Below are 20,333 nucleotides of genomic sequence, written 5' to 3'. Positions count from 1 at the left end.
TTAACTACCTTTTTTGATAATAAAATTATAATTGTATCATTTTTTGGAATTTTGTCAAATTTAAGAAGATTGCCTCGATATTTCGAGGCTTTAGTGTATTATTTAAAAAAGATTTTCATTTCATCATTACTTAAAACAAGTTTTCCATTTTCATTTGAAATTTTAAAAGTTCCTTTGAAATTTGAAAGGAAAGAATTTTCAAAATCCATTACATCCATTGGGTGACAAAGCATTTGAGTTGAAGCTACGCGATCACCTTCGATTTGCAAAGTATCTGCCTTAGTTTGGTAAGAACCAAAAAAACGATTACATCCTGAATAACCATAAAATTTATTATTTTCAAAACTAATATTTGGACTTTCCTCTGCGTTTTTTGGATCAAAAGTTTTACCATTAACTATAATTTTTTCTATTTTGAAAAGCTGGTTCTGCACAAGTTCATTATTACCTTTAGAAGTAGATGAAGTAACAGAAGTACTAGCACAACCCGCAAAAAAAGTTGCAGCTAAAGCAATTTGAAGCGTTTTTTTCATTTTATTCCTTTAAATTTGAAATTGGTTAAGTTCGCTTTCGAGATTATGACACACTATTTTTAACTCATCTGCAACTTGAAGTAGAATTTTAGAAATTTCTTCATTCTTTTCACTTACTTCAACATTTTCTTGCATACGAGAAAGTAAATTTTGTATATTCTCTTGGGAAATTTTTATTTTTTCAGTACATTGAGTTACCAAAGCCCTAGCGTCTTCGTTACATAATTTAACCTCATTAGCATCATCAACCAATAAAGCGGTGTCATCATTTAAAGCTTGTACACTTTGAGCATTTTTCTTTAATTCTGCGCTAACCTCATTAATACTTTGCAAAAGCTCTTTTGTAATTTGAGCTACATTTCCCAAAAATTCTTCACTGTTCTGAGCCAACTGCCTAACATCCTCAGCAATTACAGAAAAACCTCGTCCAAAGGCACCAGCCCTAGCTGCTTCTATGCCAGCATTTAGGGATAGTAAATTGGTTTTATCTGCAATCTCATCCATCATTTGAGTTGCTTTTTGTATATTACCTGCTTGATTGACCATGTTTTCAACTTTTTTAGCCAATTTATTTTCATTTTGGGATACTGTTGATACTTTATTAGCAACATTAAACAAAGATTTAAGCATTTGTTCTAATAATAAAAAGGATTTTTCATTGGCACTATTTGCCTTATTTGACAAACTAGCAAGTTCTCCAAGTTCATTGCCAACATTTGCACCAAGTTTAAAGCTTTGATCTATTTGTTTATGACTTTGTGAGCTGATTTCACTTAAAGAAATAGCATTTGAATTTAAAAGATTGCTTTGTTTTTCTACATTTTTTGAATTATGACTTGCACCGCTAACTGCCTTGTGAGTTTTTTCGATAAATTGATTGATATATCCACAAGCTAAAGCAATTTCATCTTGACCTTTAACTGAAATACGAGCTTTTAAATTGCCACTTCCTTGAGCTAATTCTTTAGCATGATTTAAAAGCTCTAAAACAGGCTTTCCAACAACAACTTTAAGCATTAAAAGAACCACACAAAGGGTAAAAATCAAAGCAATAGTAAATATTATAATATAAGATTGACTGGTTTTACTTATATCTTTTTGAACACCTTCTAAAGAATGCGATATATCCATAACCCCTATCACACTCCCTACATTAGCATTTGCATGACAAGCAACACAACTTTCATCTGCAATCAAAGGGCGTATCAATCTTAAATGCACAACACCATTTATATTTTCTTCTAAAGCTTGAATTTTAGGATTTGAAAATTGTTCTATAATACGCTTATCATTTGAAATTTGAGGGGCTTTCATCTCAAAAAGATCTATAGTATCTTTTGAAGGATAAATTTTAATATCACTAATACCCTCTATACTTTTTGCATCTTCAATGGCTTCTTTAATTTTTTCAGGATCTCCTAAATTCATAGCCATTCTCATTGTTTGAAAAACAGAAGTACTTACGGTATCTAAATTTGCCCTGCTCATTTTATTGGCAGTATTTTTAAAGTCCAAATTTAAAATCACTTGCATTACAATAAAACTTATAAGCAACACCACAAAAATTGCAGCAGAAACCTTAAATCCTATAGTTTTAAACATCATAGTTTCCTAAAAATAAAATTTTTCGGAAATATTTTACACATAATTTATTTAATTTTTATTGAATTATGTGTAAAAAACATAACATTCCATTAAACTTAATGTAAAAAATGTCTTACTCCTGTAAAATAAAGCGCCATACCATACTCATCAGCCGCCTTTACCACTTCATCATCTCTTATACTTCCGCCTGGTTCTACTATAGCCTTAACCCCTACTTTACTTGCTTCATCTATGCTATCTCTAAAAGGAAAAAAGGCTTCACTTGCTAAAACGCAACCTTGCAAATCAAGTCCCATTTCTTTAGCTTTAGCGATTGCTGCCTTTGCTGCATCGATTCTACTTGTCATACCCATACCTATAGCCACCATAGCACCATTTTTTACATAAACAACATTGTTTGATTTGGTAAATGCTGCTATTTTCATAGCGATTTCAAGATCTTTTAATTCTTCCTTACTTGCCTCTCTTTGACTCATAAGCTTTGCATTTTTAAGCTCATCTTCGCCTACTTCATCGCTGTTTTGATATACAAAACCCCCATCAATATGTTTAAAATCATATTTATCAAAACTGCGGATTAAAAACGGACTTTCTTGAGTGAAAATTTTAATGCGTTTTTTACCTTCAAACACGGCTAAAGCTTTTTCATCTACATTGGCTGCAATGATTACTTCTACATAAATTTCATTGATTTTATTTGCTAAAGCCTCATCAAGAGTTCCATTGATTGCAACCACTCCTCCATAAGCACTGACGCTATCGCATTTTAAAGCATGCATATAGCTTTGTACTAAATTTTCTTTTATAGCAAAACCGCAAGGATTTCCATGTTTTACTATAGCAATAGCTGGAGCTTTATCGAAACTACTAGCTAAATTTAAAGCTGCGTTAATATCGGTTAGATTGTTAAAACTTGCTTCGCCTTTAAGGGCTTTGAAATTTGCGCTAAAAAAGGCATCAAACTCGTATAAAGCCCCTTTTTGATGTGGATTTTCTCCATATTTTGTATCAAATACTTTTTGTCCTACTATAAATTTACTCGCTCCAAAACCTCCATTAAAGCGTTCATTCATATAATTTGCAATATAAGCATCGTAATTTGCTGTATGCTCATAAGCTTTTATCATCAAATTTAAACGAAAATTCTCATCATTTTGACCTTTTTTTAAAGTCTCAATCACTTTTTCATAATCAAGCGGATCGCAAAGTACCATCACATCTTTATAGTTCTTCGCTGCACTTCTTATCATCGCAGGTCCGCCTATGTCAATATTTTCTATAATTTCATCAAAATCATCGCTCATAATGGTAGTTTTTTTAAAAGGATATAAATTTACACAAACTAGATCAATGCCTAAAATTTCATTTTCTTTTGCTTGTTTGATATGATTTTCATCGCTTCTTTTATGCAAAATCCCACCGTGAATCTTAGGGTGCAAAGTCTTCACACGCCCTTCAAAAAGCTCAGGACTCTTTGTAAAATCACTCACTTCTATAACTTTTATTCCATTTTCTTTTAAAAGCTTAAAAGTCCCCCCAGTTGAAAGAATCTCAAAACCTAAATTTTCAAGCTCTTTGCCAAATTTTACTATGCCTTCTTTATCACTCACACTAAGTAATGCTCTCATTTTTACCTTTCTAAATGTTTTTTAACTTTTTCATAAGCTTCGTTGATTTTTTGAAATTTCTCTACGCCGATTTTAAGCTCTTCTTCGCTGACATTGTTTGCGTTTAAAATATCAGGATGGTATTTTTTTGCTAAATTGCGGTATTGTTTTTTTACCGCATTTAAATCTGCATTATTTGGAAGTTCTAAAATAGTAAAAGCTTCATCAAGACTTAATTCTTTTTTAGAACTTTTTAAATTTGAAAGACTTGCAATAAAAGCATCTAATTCGCTTTTTGCTATATCAAAGGCTTTAGCGATTTGCTCTAAAATTTCACGCTTTTTAGCATTAAAATTTGCATCGATTAAAGCCATAAAAACAAGCACACGCAAGACATTAAAACGCTCATTTTTAGGTAAAGGCACTTCTTTTAAAAAATCTTTTGCCACATAAAAAGCATCGCTTAAATTTTCTTTATGTTCGTTAAAACTTGCTTTTAAAAAAGCTCTTTCTTTTTCATCTTTGGCATTTGCATCTAAAAGATCTTTGATCATTTCAGCTTCATTTTCACTTACTCTGCCATCGCTTTTTGCAATTTTTGCCAAAAGTGCGATAACATAGTAATTCATACGCCTTTTAAACTCATCCATTCTTTCTTCCATAACCCCACGAGCAAAACCCTTAGCAAAGCCTTTAGCTCCTCTTGTAGCTGAGTTTAAAAAATCCTGTTTTCCCCAAGTTTTATAATACCAGTAAAACACCAAAACAACGAGTATAATTAAAACTAGAGTCATTGGATTTGCTCTTTAAAACTTTCAAAATAAAGCTTATCAAGTTCAGCCTTGCTTAACTCAATGCTATCAAGTTTAAAATGTTTTTGGCTTGTACTCACACCTAATTTATAAGCTTTTACTCCAAATTCTTTAGCTAAATTTAAAAAAGCTTCTTCATTTTCTTTACTAAGCCCTACTATAGCACGACTTGCACTCTCATCAAAAATCAATTTTTCATCATCAAAACCACTTGTTAAATTTGCACCTACACTAGAAATAGCAAACATTTTTGCCAAAGTCATAGCAATACCCCCTATTCCTACGCTATTGGCACACTCAAGTAAAGAATTTTGATTGGCTTTATAAAGCAAATCCCAAAGTGCAAGTTCAGCTTTATAATCAAGCTCTTTAAGACTTCCTGATACTTTTTTATCTTGGATTTTCATTATCATAGATCCACCAAATTCTCCTAAACTTTCACCCAAAAGATAAACGCTTAAATTTTCTTTTTCAAAACTAGCTTTTAAGGTTTTATTTGCATCTTCTAAAACCCCTACGCTTACTATAGTAGGACTTGGATAAATACTTACGCCTTCAGTTTCATTATAAAGTGAAACATTGCCGCTTACTACTGGGGTATTTAACTCTTTACAAGCTTCTTTAATACCTTCGCAACCTTGTGCGAATTGCCACATCACTTCAGGATTTTGCGGATTTCCATAATTTAAACAATCGCTTATTGCCAAAGGCTTAGCTCCTGTGCAAGCAACCTTTCTTCCTGCAGAAGCTACTGCTAAAGCTGCTCCTATTTTAGGATTTACATAATTTAAGCGTGAGTTACATTCTACAGCCATAGCCACACTTGCGCCATTTTCTTTAATACGAATAACACTAGCACCTAATTTTCCATCGGCTTTTATGGTATTGGTTTGCACGCTTGAATCAAATTGATCATAAATAAAAGCTTTGTTATTTATATTTTCATTTTGAAGCATTTGTATAAAAAGCTCTTGAATACTTGATTTTAGCTCAAATTTATAGTCTTTAATTTCACTTAAATATTTTGGCTCACTTGTAGGGCGACTTAAAATCGGCGATTTTTCACTTAAAGGCTCGATAGGAATAAGCCCTACAAGCTCATCATGCCAAAAAAGTTCCATTTTTCCTGTATTGGTAACCTCACCCATAACCACAGCATCTAAATCCCATTTTTTGAAAATTTCTATAACCTTATCTTCATAGCCTTTTTTCGCACAAATAAGCATTCTTTCTTGAGATTCGCTAAGCATTAACTCATAAGGAGTCATACCGCTTTCACGCATAGGAGTTTTATCTAAGTAAAGTTTCATGCCACTGCCACTTCTTCCTGCCATTTCAAAAGAACTTGAAGTAAGCCCTGCAGCACCCATATCTTGAATACCCACAATATAATCGGTTTTAAAAAGCTCTAAACAAGCCTCCATAAGAAGTTTTTCACTGAAAGGATCGCCAATTTGCACTGTAGGACGCAAAGATTTGCTTTCTTCATTGAAGCTATCACTTGCCATAACCGCTCCACCAAGTCCATCACGCCCTGTTTTTGAACCCACATAAATCACAGGATTTCCTACACCTTCAGCCTTAGCATAAAAGATATCTTCACTTTTACAAACCCCTAAAGCAAAGGCATTTACTAAGATATTTCCATTAAAACACTCATCAAAAGCACATTCTCCACCTATAGTTGGCACACCCATGCAATTTCCATAATGAGAAATTCCATTTACCACACCTTTAACAAGGTATTTTTGATGTTTGCCGCATTTTTCATCATGAATATTGCCAAATTTTAAAGAATTTAGCCCTGCAACCACTCTTGCACCCATAGTAAAAACATCACGCAAAATTCCCCCTACTCCTGTAGCCGCACCTGCAAAAGGTTCGATAAAGCTAGGGTGATTGTGACTTTCTACCTTAAAAACTGCTGCCATACCTTGCCCGATATCAATAACCCCTGCGTTTTCTCCTGGACCTTGAATCACCCAAGGTGCTTTAGTTGGAAAACCATTAAGATATTTTTTACTGGATTTATAAGAGCAATGCTCACTCCACATCGCAGAAATAACCCCAAGTTCTAATAAATTTGGTTCTCGTCCTAAAATTTCTAAAATTTGTGCATATTCTTCATCGCTGATTTTATGTGCTTTTATGGTTTCTTTATCCATTTTTATCCTTTCATTTTCCTAAACAAAAATTACCAAACATTTCGTCTAAAATTTCATCTCTTTGAAAATCTTTAGTAAATCTTGCAAGTTCATTAATAGCTAAATTAAGTTCAAAAGCAAAAAGTTCTAAAGAACTTTCCTCTAAAAGTCCTTTAGCTCTAAAAATCGCTTCACTTGAAATTTTACAAGCATTAATAAGATCTAAAGAACTTACCATAATACCTTCGCTATCAAAAGAATTAAGATAATTTTGCAATTCTTCTTTTAATAAAGTGATATCTTTTTGAGCACTAAGCTTGATAAAATTTTTATTTTGAGTATTTTTGAAAACATTTTCTAAATCACTTTTATTTAAAATCCAAAAGATTTTTTTATCAGTATTTGCTAATAAGTCAAAAATTTTCTCATCTTCTTTATCTTGCACTCTTGAAGCATCAAAGACTGCCAAAATAATATCTGCATCTTCTAAACTTTTTTTACTTAAAGCTACGCCGATTTGTTCTATAACATCTTTACTTTCCCTAATACCCGCTGTATCTATAATGCGTAATAAATGTGTTCCTAATTTAAAGCTCTCTTCTATAGTATCACGAGTGGTGCCTGCTATATCTGAAACAATAGCTCTTTCATAAGAAAGCAAGGCATTTAAAAGCGAGGATTTGCCTACATTTGGCTTACCTACAATAGCGATTTTAAAACCTTCTATAAGTCCTTTTCTGCTTTGAGAAAGTGTATAAATTTCTTTTAAAATTTTAGAATTTTCTTCACACATAGTAGAAATTTGTTCTAATAAATCAGAAGGTAAATCATCATCAGCATAATCAATGCTAGTTTCTACAAAAGCCAAGGTTTTAACCAAATCTGTGCGAATTTTTTCTAAAAGTTCTCCTAAGTTTCCTTGCATGTTGCGTGCTATAATTTTAGCTGCAAGTGCAGATTTTGAAAGTATGAGATCTTGTATATTTAAAGCTTTTAAAGGAGTCATTTTACCATTTAAACACGCTCTTTTGCTAAATTCCCCTGCTAAAGCAAGTCTTGCTCCTAAACTCACAAGTTCTTCGAGTAAAACTTCACTCACACTAAATCCTCCATGAGTTTGAAACTCTACTATATCTTCCCCTGTAAAACTATAAGGGGCTTTAAAATATATCATTATAGCTTCATCGATAATTTCATTATTTTGATTAAAAAGTTTTGTAAAAGTAGCATGGCGGGGGGTGAGTTTGGTTTTGTGGCTAAGCTTTAAGGCAAATTCTAAAGCCCTTTCACCGCTTAATCTTACAATAGAAATCGAACCCACACCATGAGCTGTGGCAATAGCCGCTATAGTATCACTCATCTTTTTTGAAAAAGTCGTTTATTACAACAAATCTTTGATCATTATTTTGCTTAATTCCTACATACTTATCTGGAAATTCAGCTCTTAACTGCTCTAAAGCAATTTTTATCAAAACCCCATCTAAAGGTTTGGTTTGTCCGCGTCCATGAATTTTAATTTTTTCAATCACGCTTTGTAAATAAAGCTGCATACCTTGAATTTGATTTTCTAAAAATTGAGCGATCTCAAGGCGTACTAAAAGATTATATTTTAAATTGATCCAATTATGCAAAAGATAAGAAATAGCCTTGTAACGATGCGCTTCTTTGCCTATCATCAAAGCAGCATCTTCTCCATCCAATCGAATCAAAACACAATCTTCATCATACATTCTAAGTTCACTAAGCTCTATTTTAAACTGGGAGCTTTCTAAAAGTTTTACAAGCTGAATACGAATCTCATCTAAAATATCCTGAGTATTACGCACTCCTTTGCTTTCTCGATGAAAACTATCAAAAATTTCATCACTTTTTACTGTGTATTTTTCTTTTTGACTTTTATTTTTTTCATTTTTTATTTCAATCTTGTTTTCTCGTTTTGGCTCATGTGTTTCTAGTTTGTGATTTTTTGAACTTGTAAATTCTTTTTTAGGATTTTTTTTCAAAATCCTTTTTTTTGCTTTAGCCTCTATAATTGCCTTTTTTCTTCCAAATCCAAAAAAACCTTTTCTTGGATGCTGAATAATCTCATATTCTAAGTCCATAACAGAACATTCTAAACTTCTTGAAGCTTCTGTTAAGGCACTTTGAAGATCAATGGCTTCGATTTTCATTTTTCATGCTCCGCTTGTTTTTTGTGATGTTCTTTGGCAAATATTTTATTGATAACCCATTGTTGAACCAAAGAACAAAGGTTATTTACAAACCAATAAAGCGTAAGTCCTGCTGGGAAAGTGATAAAGAAAAAAGTAAAAATCACTGGTAAAAATTTCATAATCTTAGCTTGCATAGGATCTTGTATAGTCATAGGTGTAATAAGCTGTTGTAAAAACATCGTTGCACCCATTAAAATAGGCAAAATAAAATAAGGATCCATTACCGATAAATCATGTATCCAAAACGCCCAAGGAGCTGCTTTTAGCTCAATAGCATTAAGCAAAACGCGATAAATAGCAAAGAAAATAGGAATTTGTAAAAGTATAGGCAAACAACCACTCATAGGATTTGCACCATGTTTTTTATAAAGCTCCATCATATGCATATTCATTTTTTGTGGATCGCCTTTATAACGCTCTCTAATATCTTTCATTTTAGGAGCAAGATCTTTAAGTTTATTCATAGAAATCATAGACTTATAAGTTAGTGGGAATAAAATAATACGCACAATTAAAGTCATCACAACGATAGCCCAACCCCAATTTCCTATATACTGATGCAAGAAATTCAAAAACTCAAACATAGGCTTAGCAATAAAAGTAAACCAACCATATTCAACAACTGCTTCAAGGCGTGGATCTATACTTCTTAAAATCACATGTTCTTTAGAACCTATATAACCCCCTGCTTTAAATTCATTATCACTATAAGCAAAAACTATAGGGTTTTTATTAGCATCCTTGCTGATTGCCACATTTAAAGGTTTATCAAAATTATAAAAGAAAGTTGCATAGTATCTATCAAAAGCCGAAGTCATTACGACATTATTAGCACTTTCATCCTTCTCTACATCTCCATCTTTATAAGTTTCGATGGTTTCTTTATTATCCATTACCAAAGCACCATGAACTGTATAACTATCTACGGCAATATTTGGACGATATCCTGGACTTATAAAATAATTTGCATTTTTGCTGAGTTTAACTTCTATCTCATAATTTCCTTTTGAATAAAAAGTAATATCTTTTTCGATTTTCAATCCGGAAAGATTTTGAGTGAGTTTTAAAACTTGACTTCCATTTTCATCAACAAAAAGATTGCTAGAGTTAGCAATATAAGGAAATTTAAAAGCCTCTGAGTTAATACTTGGATCACTAAAACGCATTTCTAAAGGATAAGGACTATTTTCCTTGCTAACAAGATTTATAAATTCCCCTTTCTCATTTTGGTATTTTTTATCTTTTAAATAAAAAGCAGAAATTCTACCAAAAGAGTCAATTTGTGCTTCAAAATGTTTGCTTTGAACCTTAGATATCACACTATCTTGCGAAACTAAAGCCACACTTGGAGTATTTGTGGTGGTATTTTGTATATTAGGAGTGTTATTTATGCTTGTGTTTTGTTGATTTTGTTGTGTAATGTTTTGTTCTATTTTTAAAGGTTGCTTTGGAATGAAAAAATAATCATAAACAACAAAAAATAAAAAAGAAATCACAACAGCCAAAAGTATACGCTTTTGCTGAAAAATATTATTTGAATTATTCACTGATTTGTCCTTTTAAAGATGATTTTTATAAGATAAAAACTTTTATTTTTATAAGGTATGTATAAAAAACAAAGTTGTTTTTTTGCTAAAAATATAGGCTTAAAACATAAATTCATAGGATAAAAATTTTTAGAAACTCTAGGATAATCAAATCCCCCTTTAAAAAAAGGGTTACATCTTAAAATTCTAAAAAAAGTAGAAAAAAAAGCTAGAAAAAAATTCTTTTTTTGAAACTGCCAAAGTGCATACTCAGAACAACTAGGATAATACCTACAAGCAGCGGGTTTTAAAGGGCTTAAGAATTTCTGATAAAAACGGAGTATTTTTAGGCATATCATTTGAAACATTCTAGTTTTTTCAATCCCCATTTTAGATTTTTTTCTAACCTAGAAAAAGAAAGTTCAGTGATTTCATTTTTAGCTACAAAAATATATTTGCCATCTTGAAGATATCTTTCAAACTTAGCAAACAAAGCCCTTAAAATTCGTTTTGAACGATTTCTAACCACTGCTTTTCCAACTTTTTTACTAGCAACAACTGCTATTTTTTTTTCATAACTATTCAGATAAAAAATGATCACACCTTCGCAATGCCATTTTTTACCTACTTTATATACAGATGAAAATTCCTCGTTTGTGCTAAATTTATCAAAATTTTTCACACAGCAAGTCTTTTTCTACCTTTAGCGCGTCTTGCATTGATCACCTTGCGACCATTTTTAGTTTTCATACGAACACGGAAACCATGGGTGCGTTTTCTTGGAGTGCCATGCGGCTGATAAGTTCTTTTCATTTGATTTTTCCTTAAAAAATTATAAAATAAACTTGTATTTTATCTTAATCTTACTTATAAATTGCTTTTGATTAAGAGTAATTTTTAAATTCTTTTGATAAATTTTGAAATTATTTTTAAAAGGTTAAAAATGTCAGAATTTAAAATTATTGATTTAAGACAAGAAGATTTAGATATTTTACAAGAAATGATCATAGAATTTGCAAAATACGAAGATATGTTAGATTTTCTTCAATGCACGAAAGAAAAACTAGAACATTCTTTACTAAAAAATAAATTTGCTCGTGCTTTTTTGTTAAAAGAAAATGAAAAAACTATAGGCTATATGATTTATTTTTATACTTTTTCATCTTTTTGGGGTAGTGGTGGAATTTATCTTGAAGATATTTATATACGAGAAGATTTTCGTAAAAAAGGTTATGGAAAAGCTGTTTTTAAATTTTTAGGAGAAATTTGCAAAAAAGAAAATTTAAAAAGACTCGACTGGGTTTGCTTAAATGATAATATTTTAGGTATTAATTTTTATGAAAGTTTAAACGCTAAACATCTTAAACAATGGAGAAATTATCGTCTAAGTGGAGAAAATTTAGAAAAATTGTGTGATTTATGATAAGAAGTCTTTATTATTTAAAAGCTATGGGATTTAACTTTGTTGATACACATACAAACCACTTTGAACAAGTACAAAATTTTCAAGAATTAAAACAACTTGTTTCATCTTGCACCTTATGCCAATTTTCCAAAACAAGAAAATTTAGTCTTATGGAGCCTAAGATAAAAAATGCCAAATTGCTAATTCTTGATGTTTTTGGGCAAAAGAGTGAAAATGAAAGCGGAATTTTACTTAATTCAAAAAAAGGTAAAAAATTAAAACACTATATTTATCAAATTTTAGGGCTTTGCGATGAAGATTTTTATTTTTCTTATTTATTTAAATGTTTTTGTAATGGAAAATTTGATGATTTTTCGCTACAATCTTGCTTACCATTTTTCTGGAACGAACTAAAACTGATTCAACCTGCTTTTTTGCTTTGTCTAGGAGAATACACATTTAAAAGCTTGGGATTTAAAGATTATCACATTTTAAAAGGTGAAGTTTTTGCTTATAAAAATTTTTTCATAATGCCAAGTTATGATTTAGATTTTATAGAAAAAAATCCAAGTTATGAAAAAAATTTCATACAAGATTTAAAAAAAATTAAAGGATTTTTATGAAAAAAATATTTTTAATATTTTTCTTATCTTGCTTTTTGCTTAATGCAAAAGAGCAAAAATTAGTCGATGTAAAACCTGTTGAAAATTTTTATCCTAAATTAAGCGTTCAAGAATGCAACACAAATTGTCTTTTTGATCTTTTAGAATCAAGATTGTATCTCAGTTTTTTAAGTGAATTTGCAGACCAAAACGATCAATTTTTATCTAATGTTTATGCAAAATTATTAAATTCCATTACTGATTTTGAAAAAAATGTTCAAAAAATTACTTCTGTTAAACTTGCGATAATTATCCCAGAAAAAACCATAAAAAGCTACTCAAATACTATAATAAATTCAAGCATAGCCTATCTTTTAAGACAAAGAGCTGAAATCAAAGTAAAAGTTTTTTTAACTGGCACAGAAGATAGTGATAAAATTCGAGCCGCGCTTGATGCAGCACAAGCTCAAGGATATCAGTATGCCATAGCTGGATTTACTCTAAAAGGTGCCAATGAGTTGAAAAATTACTCAGGAAATATGAAAATTTTTATACCGACCATCCATAAAAACAACATACAATTTTCAAATCAAAATATTATTTTTGGAAGTATTGACTATGATGCTCAAATTGCCACACTTTTAAGCAAATCAAATGCTAATATCGCAATATTTAGCGATGGCTCTGCCTTATCAAGCAATCTAAATTCAAGAATTCTTGCTCAAAATAATAATGCTAGAATATATACCATAGAAGGCGAGAAGCTTGATTTTAGCAGACTTTTAAGATCACAAGGCGGAGTTAATAATGCCTCAATATTTTTTAACACTCCATTGATCAAAACAGCTCTAGCAAGTTCTCAACTAAGAATTTATAACATTCATCCTTATGTGCTTTTATCCACTCAAATCAACTATAATCCAACATTTTTAAGTTTAACACAACAAGGAGATAGAGAAAATTTCATCATTGCTAATTCTATCAATAACCACGATGATAACTTAGTCTATCTTAATGAAATTTTTAATCAAAGTATAGATTATAACTGGATTGCTTATGCCACTAGTATAGGAGTTGATTACTTTTATACCGAATTCTTAAATAAAAAAAGTGAAAGTTTATTTGATGAGAAAATCAAAAATTCTCAAGTTGATTACAAAGTGCGTCTTATGCAAGGCAAACAAGCAAGCTTTGAAGAATTAAAATAATTCTTCAAAGAGCTTTTTTAACTGCATATCCATTCTAGCTGGTTTTTCGTTTTTAATAAAAGCTAAAGTTAATTCCATTTTAAAAAGCAAAATTTCATCTTTATAAATTTCTTGTGAAATTTCCACAGAAGCATTTTTGACTTCTAAAATTTTTGTTTTAATCTCTATTATATCTCCAAGTTTTGCAGGTTTTAAGAAATTGCAATTTGCTTTTGCAAGCAAAAAATGTCCCTTAGACGCATCAAAAATATCTACTTTTTTATTGAAAAAAATTTCACTTCTTGCTCTCTCGCAAAATTTTAAATAATTACTATGATACACCACTCCACCCGCATCAGTATCTTCATAATACACACGCATTTTCATCGCTTTACCTTAAAAAATATTTTACATTTAAAAAACATTAGATTATACAATGGAAATTCTTTGATATCGCTTTTTAGCTTATATTAAAAAATTCCGTCCAATATTAATTTAATAAAGCTTTTTAATAATATTAAATATATATTATAAAAAATAAAATTAAAAAATAACTTTTTTATTATTAATATTATTTAAATATTTTATTTATAATTAATATACTTAAGAATATTATAATTACGCTTCCTTTTAATAATATTTACAGATATTGTTAAATAGTTAAAATATAATAATCAATATTTAAGGATATCTATGCCAGCCATTAAGCTTTTTAACTTCACGGGGAGGGGTATAGAGAAATTTTGTTTTAAACTTTCTATTGTTACCTTCTTAAGCATCAATGCTTTTAGTCACTCAAGCAAATACTACAGACAATCGAAATTTCAATATTCCAGAGTATTATTTTAATGATAACAAACTTTATGATAAAACCAATTCTACTTATAAAACCCCAAGGTATAAATTATTATTCTAAGAGTTCTAAACATGATATTAACAATATTACTTTAATTTATAACAATACTAAAGTAAATATTATAAATATAAACGATTTAAATTTTAAACATTATTTACTTGCTTCTGATATGAGAGAAGATAAAGTTCTTTCTTTTAATAGTGTCAATACAGCTAATCATAGTAATAAAAACAGTTAGAGCACTTCCTTTTTTAATCATAGCAAAAACCGATTATGCTAATGCAAGTTATAATAAACTTATATTAGAACAAGGAGAACTTAGTTCAGTTTTTTATCTTAAACCTAAAGATACTCATATAAAAATCTTAGCAGTTCTAAAAGCAATCAACGCATGAATTTCTTAATGAGGTATAGAAACAAGCAAAGTAGATGGAGTAGAATTTGAAAATTTGCTAAACTTAATGTCAATCTTAACAATGCTTATTTCTTTAATGATACCTTTACTCATCTTTTTAGCTTAAATTATCAACAAGTTATTAATGAATCTATTTATACTAGATAATAGTAAAACTATATCTTTAGTAGGTCCTTATGGAGTAAGGGTTTATAATAATGAAGATAGAGATAATGCTGTAGTGGCTAGCTTTGGACTTAGAATGGCTACTCCTTTGAAAGATTTTTATATCACTCCTTTTTATGATATAGGTTATTCTTGGTGTGAGAATGTTTCTAAACTATATAGAGCAAGTGAAACAAACTATATGAATGCCTATGATTTGCAACTGCTTTATAATAAAACAGGAAATTTTTATGTTAAGCTTGATTTAGCTAAAGCTTTATAAAAATGATGATTATAGTTCTAAAGCTTATGTGAGTTTTGGGAAGTATTTTGAGTTTTTAAAAATTTATTTTTGATCAAATATTTAATACATATGAGATTTATATTGCCATAAAAGCTTTTAATGTTATAATTTAGCATTAAAAGCAAATATCAAGGATAAAAATGCAAGAAAATTTACTCGAAAAACAATTTCTAAATCACCCTTTATACGCTAAAATTCAAGAACTTAAAGCTCTCAATCTTGCTTGTAATTTTTCTTTAGATGATAGTGTAAATTTATCTACAAATTCTCAAGCCAAAGATGAAATCCTAGCTATAACAAAAGAACTTAAACCATGGAGAAAAGGTCCTTTTAAAATAGACGATCTTTTCATCAATACAGAATGGCAAAGTTTTATTAAATTTAATATTTTAAAGCCTTTTATGAACGAAATTTCTCAAAAATGCGTTGCTGATATAGGCTGTAATAATGGTTATTATATGTTTAAAATGCTTGAATTTAATCCTGCAAAACTCATAGGTTTTGATCCTTCTATCAAATACCGTTTGCAATTTGAACTCATTAACGCTTTAGCTAAAACTCCTATAGAATACGAACTTTTAGGCGTAGAAGATCTTCCAAGCTATGGCTTGAAATTTGATGTGATTTTCTGTCTTGGGGTGATTTATCATAGAAGTGATCCTATAAAAATGCTAAAAGATTTAAAAGCAGGACTTAATAAAAATGGAGTTGTTTTTTTAGATACCATGTATATAGAAGATGAGAGAGAAATCGCTCTTGTGCCTAATAAAACTTATTCTAAAATTCCAAATATTTATTTTATACCAAGCATTAGTGCATTAAAAAACTGGTGTGAAAGAGCAGGATTTAAAGAATTTGAAGTTTTGGCTACAAAAAAAACCGATGAAAACGAACAAAGAAAAACAGAATGGATAGACTCTTTTTCGCTGGAAAATTTCTTAGATCCAAAGGATAAAAATCTTACCATTGAAGGCTATGAAGCACCCAAAAGAGTTTATGTGCGTATTGGGATATAAATTCTTTTTGCTTTTTGTCGATCTAGGCTTTAGATATTTTGAAGTAGATAAGTAGAATTTAAAGGTTAGATATGGCAAAAAAAGATAATTTTGAAGAATATGCACAACTTGAAGAATACGCATCTGCAGAAGATATATCTCGTGTTAGAGCAGAATTACTCACTTGTCCTGAATTAAACACTTCGCTTGCTGGAACCATTATAGAAATTGATAAAAACTATGCCAAATCAATTTTAATAACCACAAGCGAAATGGTAGCAGATGATCAAGGATTGATTTTTGATGCCTTTATTTTCGCTGCGGCAAACTATGTAGCACAAGCCTCTATCAATAAAGAATTTTCAGTGATTATTGGATCAAAATGTTTTTTTTATGCTCCGCTTAAATTAGGCGATGTTTTAGAACTTGAAGCTCATGCACTTTTTGACGAAACCTCCAAAAAAAGAGATGTAAAAGTGGTCGGGCATGTTAAAGAAATTAAAATGTTTGAAGGAACGATACAAGTTGTTAGCACTGATGAGCATATATTTAAACTCAAGCGTCCGCCACTTAATACTGTTAAACCTACAGAAAATCAAGAACAAGGTGCCAAAATCAACAATCCAGAAGCCGTAGCAGCTGCATTAATGACCTCTGTGGGTGGAAAATAATCAAGGAGTCATTTTAATATCCACCCAATTCTTTGGGCAATCCTTATGATAAGTTCCACTTCCATCATAATATTCTTTGCAATCATCATAAAAACGATTTGAAATTCCTCTTTCATTTACAAAACATCCAGAAATTCCTAAAACTAATAGTATCATTAAAATATATTTTTTCATGTTTTTCCTTAGAATTTATTGTGTTTTCTCCATTTATAAGGCTCTATAGGATTACCCTCTTTCCAAAGACCTAAATGATTTTTCTTAGCATTTTCTTGTTCTTTAATATAAGCGTTACTATAGTAAGTATCAGCCCAAGCATAGCCTTTGCTTACTAAAAATCGATTAATATCAACATTATTAAGCTTTACAATAGCAACAATTCTACCATAAGTATCTTTATTTTTATAAATAATTTCAACTTGTTTACCGCTTAAAATTCTACTTAAAGCTTCTTTTGATTGCTTTCCAAAACTTTGTTTAAGTTCTGGTGCATCTATACCAAAAAATCTTATTCTAGCGAGTTTGTCTTCATGATTAACTTCTATAGTATCTCCATCAATAATTCTAACTACTTTTCCTTCAAAACTAGAATTTTGGGCAATATAATTCTGGATAAAAACAACTACAAGAGTAAAAATTAATACAGAAAAAAGTTTTTTTGGATCACTTAGTAATTTTCTTAAATTAAATAATTTTTTATAATTTATTCTCATTTTTTAATCATTTTGCCTTTAAATTTTAAAAAATATGCCATAATTTTATCAAAACAAAGGAGATAAAATGCAAAATGTTATAGAAAATTTTAAGCAATTATGTAAAATTCCTCATTGCAGTTATGAAACAGAACAAATGAAAGAATTTTTAAGCTCTTACGCCAAAGATAAAGGCTTTAAGGTGAGTGTAGATAAGGCAGGAAATATCCATGCCATAAAAGGCAAACCAAAAATTTGCTTACAAAGCCATTATGATATGGTCTGTATGGGCGATGCACCAAACTTAGAAGTTTATGAAGAAAATGGCTTTTTAAGAGCCAAAAATTCAAGTCTTGGCGCGGATAATGGTATAGGTATAGCCATCATGATGAGCGCTATGGCTGAATTTGAAAATTTAGAGTGTCTTTTTACAAACGATGAAGAAGTAGGACTCATGGGAGTGAATTCACTCGAGCACACTTTAGAATCTAAAATGCTTTTAAATTTAGATCATGAAAGCGATGATGAGATCATGATAGGCTGTGCAGGTGGAGTAGATATAGAAGCTAGCTTGCCTTTTAATACCCTTAGAAAAAAGGGTAAAATTTATGAGCTTTGCGCACAAAATTTTAAAGGTGGACACTCAGGTATAAATATCGTACGCAACGAAAAAAGCTCCATCAAAGAAATGGCTAAATTCATACAAGAAAATAAAGGAGAAATCATTTCTTTTGAAGGTGGAGAAAGAATCAATTCTATACCTAAACACGCCAAAGCTTTAGTGCATTTTAAAAATGAAGTAAAGAGCAATAACTGGATAAAATGCGATTTTAAAGAAGAAGGTGAATTTGAAATTTGCGATCAAAGTAACAAACTTTTAAGCCTTATAAATTCTTTTACTCATGGAGTTAGAGCTTATGATGAAAATCTAGGTATAGTTCAAACAAGCATTAACCTAGCTACTTTAAGAATGCAAGATAAACAAATCAAATTCGCACTTTTTGCAAGATCTAATATACTTGATGGACTTAAGCAAGTAGAATTTGAAACTTTAGAATTTTTCAAGGCTTTTGATTTTAAAGTAAGAAGTTTTAATTTCTATCCACCTTGGGAAGGCAAACCAAACGCACTTAGCGACATGGTTTTTAAAGCGCTTAAAAAAGTATCGCCTAATGCCAAAGTTTCAGCTATCCATGCAGGGCTTGAGTGTGGCATTATAGAGAAAAAACAAGAGCTTTTATGCGCTTCTATAGGTCCAAATATCCATAATCCTCATTCAACTGATGAGCATTGCGAAATCGCTTCAGTTGAAAAAATATCTAAGGTTGTTTTTGAAGTTTTAAAAGACAATGCTTAATTCTTTAATCTTGCTTCTTGCAAAAACGCGTTTTAACAAAAACACGCAAAATAAGGAGCAAGATCCCACTATAGCAAGATAAATACCTAAATACTCTTTATAAAAAGCATTAACTACAAAAGGGGTTAAAAAACCTAAAATCGCATAAGAAATATTATAAGCAAAACTAAGCCCACTAAATTTAAGTTCGCTTTTAAAAATTTGTGTCATAAAAACAGGTGCGAAAGTGATAATACCTTGTGTAAAACAAGCCAGTAAAAAATAAAATAAAAATTTCTCATCATAAAAACTAAAAAGCATACCAAAGATAATAAAAGCTATACTAAAAATAGAACAAATCCTATAGCTCCCCCATTTGCTTGCTAAAAAACCTTGAAATAAAGCTCCAAAAATCACCGCTAAAATAGCAAAATTTTGTACCCATAAAGCAGAAGTTTTACTCATAGCTAAAAGACTTTCAAAATACTTAGGCAAAATCATCAAAGTTGCCACACCGCTTGTTAAAACCATGGTCATTAAAAAACAAACAAGCATGCTCATTTTATGAGTTTTTAAAGCTTCAAACAATGGAAAACTTAAAATTTTCTTTTCATTTTGAACTTTTACAAATTCTGGAGTTTCGCTGAGTTTATTTCTTAAAAACAAAGCTAAAATTCCAAAAAATCCTCCTATGATAAAAGGAATTCTCCAAGCATAGCTTTGAACTTCTTCTGGGGTAAAATAAGATCTTATGCCTAAAGTGGCAATATTTCCTAGTAATAAGCCTATGGTTAAAGTCGCTGAAATAAAACCAAGAGCTAAAGGAATTTGACGCCCTTTGACAAATTCGCTCACATAAATCCAAGCTCCGCTCACCTCAGTTCCAACGGCTAAACCTTGCAAAATACGAATAGTAAATAAAATCAAAGTAGCAAATATACCTATACTTTCATAACTTGGCAAAAAAGCTAAAGCAAAACTAGGCAAAACCATCAAAAGCATAGAAATATAAAAAATATTCTTTCTTCCATATCTATCAGCAAAATGTGCCATCACAATAGAACCAAAAGGACGCGCTAAATAAGCAGCACCAAAGGCTATATAAGCATTTATCTGCATCCAAAAAGCATCATTTTGCGGAAAGAATACCTTAGCAAAAATATCCAAAAAAAAGGCAAAAAGCACAAAATCATAAAATTCCAAAATTCCACCCAAAGAAGCATAAATAATATTTTTGTATTTTTTTTGCATATTTTATCCTAAATCAATATAAAGGGCAAAAAGCCCTT

General features: G+C 30.4%; 21 protein-coding genes and 2 pseudogenes. 8 read left to right on the top strand and 15 right to left on the bottom strand.

Features of this window, described 5'->3' with window-relative positions:
• Window positions 1-98: 98 nt before the first annotated feature.
• The 11 genes from ELQ11_RS02215 to rpmH form a co-directional block, all read right to left on the bottom strand.
• Window positions 99-533 carry an META domain-containing protein gene (locus tag ELQ11_RS02215; RefSeq protein ID WP_002871471.1) on the bottom strand — a complete coding sequence of 145 codons (435 nt, stop codon included), beginning with the start codon at window positions 531-533 and terminating at the stop codon, window positions 99-101.
• 9 nt (window positions 534-542) lie between these two features.
• Complete coding sequence (locus ELQ11_RS02210) at window positions 543-2,135, bottom strand: methyl-accepting chemotaxis protein (protein WP_070242961.1); 1,593 nt, start codon at window positions 2,133-2,135, stop codon at window positions 543-545.
• Window positions 2,136-2,233: 98 nt separating this feature from the next.
• Window positions 2,234-3,766, bottom strand: coding sequence for a bifunctional phosphoribosylaminoimidazolecarboxamide formyltransferase/IMP cyclohydrolase (gene purH / locus ELQ11_RS02205; RefSeq protein WP_134225126.1), 1,533 nt, complete (start codon window positions 3,764-3,766; stop codon window positions 2,234-2,236).
• Window positions 3,767-3,768: 2 nt separating this feature from the next.
• Window positions 3,769-4,539: a DnaJ family molecular chaperone gene (locus ELQ11_RS02200; RefSeq protein ID WP_134225125.1), complete on the bottom strand. Its 771-nt coding sequence runs from the start codon at window positions 4,537-4,539 to the stop codon at window positions 3,769-3,771.
• A complete protein-coding gene (purL, locus tag ELQ11_RS02195; protein WP_070298844.1) occupies window positions 4,536-6,722 on the bottom strand; it encodes a phosphoribosylformylglycinamidine synthase subunit PurL in 2,187 nt (728 codons plus the stop codon). Before purL ends, ELQ11_RS02200 begins: the two co-directional genes overlap by 4 nt.
• 10 nt (window positions 6,723-6,732) lie before the next feature.
• Window positions 6,733-8,061, bottom strand: a complete 1,329-nt coding sequence (mnmE, locus tag ELQ11_RS02190) for a tRNA uridine-5-carboxymethylaminomethyl(34) synthesis GTPase MnmE (protein ID WP_044780272.1) — start codon at window positions 8,059-8,061, stop codon at window positions 6,733-6,735.
• A complete protein-coding gene (locus ELQ11_RS02185; RefSeq protein ID WP_002871465.1) occupies window positions 8,054-8,872 on the bottom strand; it encodes a Jag N-terminal domain-containing protein in 819 nt (272 codons plus the stop codon). Before ELQ11_RS02185 ends, mnmE begins: the two co-directional genes overlap by 8 nt.
• The gene (gene yidC, locus ELQ11_RS02180; RefSeq protein ID WP_052949376.1) at window positions 8,869-10,461 is read right to left on the bottom strand and encodes a membrane protein insertase YidC; all 1,593 of its coding nucleotides are present in this window, start codon (window positions 10,459-10,461) and stop codon (window positions 8,869-8,871) included. Before yidC ends, ELQ11_RS02185 begins: the two co-directional genes overlap by 4 nt.
• Entirely contained in the window at window positions 10,458-10,799 is a 342-nt protein-coding gene (gene yidD / locus ELQ11_RS02175; RefSeq protein WP_002865962.1) for a membrane protein insertion efficiency factor YidD, read from the bottom strand. Before yidD ends, yidC begins: the two co-directional genes overlap by 4 nt.
• Window positions 10,796-11,122: a ribonuclease P protein component gene (rnpA, locus tag ELQ11_RS02170; RefSeq protein WP_002853349.1), complete on the bottom strand. Its 327-nt coding sequence runs from the start codon at window positions 11,120-11,122 to the stop codon at window positions 10,796-10,798. The genes yidD and rnpA overlap by 4 nt, the downstream gene beginning before the upstream one ends.
• Window positions 11,119-11,253, bottom strand: coding sequence for a 50S ribosomal protein L34 (rpmH, locus tag ELQ11_RS02165; RefSeq protein ID WP_002776864.1), 135 nt, complete (start codon window positions 11,251-11,253; stop codon window positions 11,119-11,121). Before rpmH ends, rnpA begins: the two co-directional genes overlap by 4 nt.
• Before the next feature lie 130 nt (window positions 11,254-11,383).
• On the opposite strand from rpmH, the gene ELQ11_RS02160 reads away from it, so the two are divergent.
• The 3 genes from ELQ11_RS02160 to ELQ11_RS02155 are packed head-to-tail and all read left to right on the top strand — an operon-like array spanning window position 11,384 to window position 13,655.
• A complete protein-coding gene (locus tag ELQ11_RS02160; protein WP_002853404.1) occupies window positions 11,384-11,863 on the top strand; it encodes a GNAT family N-acetyltransferase in 480 nt (159 codons plus the stop codon).
• Window positions 11,860-12,468, top strand: coding sequence for a uracil-DNA glycosylase family protein (locus ELQ11_RS10035; RefSeq protein WP_002881669.1), 609 nt, complete (start codon window positions 11,860-11,862; stop codon window positions 12,466-12,468). The genes ELQ11_RS02160 and ELQ11_RS10035 overlap by 4 nt, the downstream gene beginning before the upstream one ends.
• Complete coding sequence (locus ELQ11_RS02155; protein WP_002871462.1) at window positions 12,465-13,655, top strand: hypothetical protein; 1,191 nt, start codon at window positions 12,465-12,467, stop codon at window positions 13,653-13,655. The genes ELQ11_RS10035 and ELQ11_RS02155 overlap by 4 nt, the downstream gene beginning before the upstream one ends.
• Here ELQ11_RS02155 and ELQ11_RS02150 read toward each other — a convergent pair.
• Window positions 13,647-14,021: a thioesterase family protein gene (locus ELQ11_RS02150; RefSeq protein ID WP_002871461.1), complete on the bottom strand. Its 375-nt coding sequence runs from the start codon at window positions 14,019-14,021 to the stop codon at window positions 13,647-13,649. The two genes, ELQ11_RS02155 and ELQ11_RS02150, sit on opposite strands and share 9 nt — an antisense overlap.
• Before the next feature lie 345 nt (window positions 14,022-14,366).
• On the opposite strand from ELQ11_RS02150, the pseudogene ELQ11_RS10250 reads away from it, so the two are divergent.
• The 4 genes and pseudogenes from ELQ11_RS10250 to ELQ11_RS02130 form a co-directional block, all read left to right on the top strand.
• Window positions 14,367-14,896 (top strand): annotated as a pseudogene (locus tag ELQ11_RS10250) (hypothetical protein); the annotation flags it as partial.
• Between the two features lie 39 nt (window positions 14,897-14,935).
• Window positions 14,936-15,329, top strand: a pseudogene (locus tag ELQ11_RS02140) (ShlB/FhaC/HecB family hemolysin secretion/activation protein); the annotation flags it as partial.
• Between the two features lie 149 nt (window positions 15,330-15,478).
• Window positions 15,479-16,369, top strand: a complete 891-nt coding sequence (cmoB, locus tag ELQ11_RS02135; RefSeq protein WP_072223887.1) for a tRNA 5-methoxyuridine(34)/uridine 5-oxyacetic acid(34) synthase CmoB — start codon at window positions 15,479-15,481, stop codon at window positions 16,367-16,369.
• 71 nt (window positions 16,370-16,440) lie between these two features.
• Complete coding sequence (locus ELQ11_RS02130; protein ID WP_002861715.1) at window positions 16,441-17,019, top strand: hypothetical protein; 579 nt, start codon at window positions 16,441-16,443, stop codon at window positions 17,017-17,019.
• On the opposite strand, the gene ELQ11_RS02125 is transcribed toward ELQ11_RS02130, so the two are convergent.
• Complete coding sequence (locus tag ELQ11_RS02125) at window positions 17,020-17,193, bottom strand: hypothetical protein (RefSeq protein WP_002861716.1); 174 nt, start codon at window positions 17,191-17,193, stop codon at window positions 17,020-17,022.
• Between the two features lie 8 nt (window positions 17,194-17,201).
• Window positions 17,202-17,729 carry a thermonuclease family protein gene (locus tag ELQ11_RS02120; protein ID WP_052949371.1) on the bottom strand — a complete coding sequence of 176 codons (528 nt, stop codon included), beginning with the start codon at window positions 17,727-17,729 and terminating at the stop codon, window positions 17,202-17,204.
• Between the two features lie 67 nt (window positions 17,730-17,796).
• Between ELQ11_RS02120 and ELQ11_RS02115 the strand changes: the two genes are divergently transcribed.
• Window positions 17,797-19,065, top strand: a complete 1,269-nt coding sequence (locus ELQ11_RS02115; RefSeq protein ID WP_002861718.1) for a M20/M25/M40 family metallo-hydrolase — start codon at window positions 17,797-17,799, stop codon at window positions 19,063-19,065.
• On the opposite strand, the gene ELQ11_RS02110 is transcribed toward ELQ11_RS02115, so the two are convergent.
• Window positions 19,048-20,295 carry an MFS transporter gene (locus ELQ11_RS02110; RefSeq protein WP_002861719.1) on the bottom strand — a complete coding sequence of 416 codons (1,248 nt, stop codon included), beginning with the start codon at window positions 20,293-20,295 and terminating at the stop codon, window positions 19,048-19,050. The genes ELQ11_RS02115 and ELQ11_RS02110 overlap by 18 nt on opposite strands.
• Between the last annotated feature and the right edge of the window lie 38 nt (window positions 20,296-20,333).

It is taken from the genome of Campylobacter sp. US50a, from assembly GCF_004379015.1.
In the GTDB taxonomy this organism is placed as follows: Bacteria; Campylobacterota; Campylobacteria; order Campylobacterales; family Campylobacteraceae; genus Campylobacter_D; species Campylobacter_D jejuni.
This window is presented reverse-complemented; position numbering and strand designations above follow the sequence as displayed.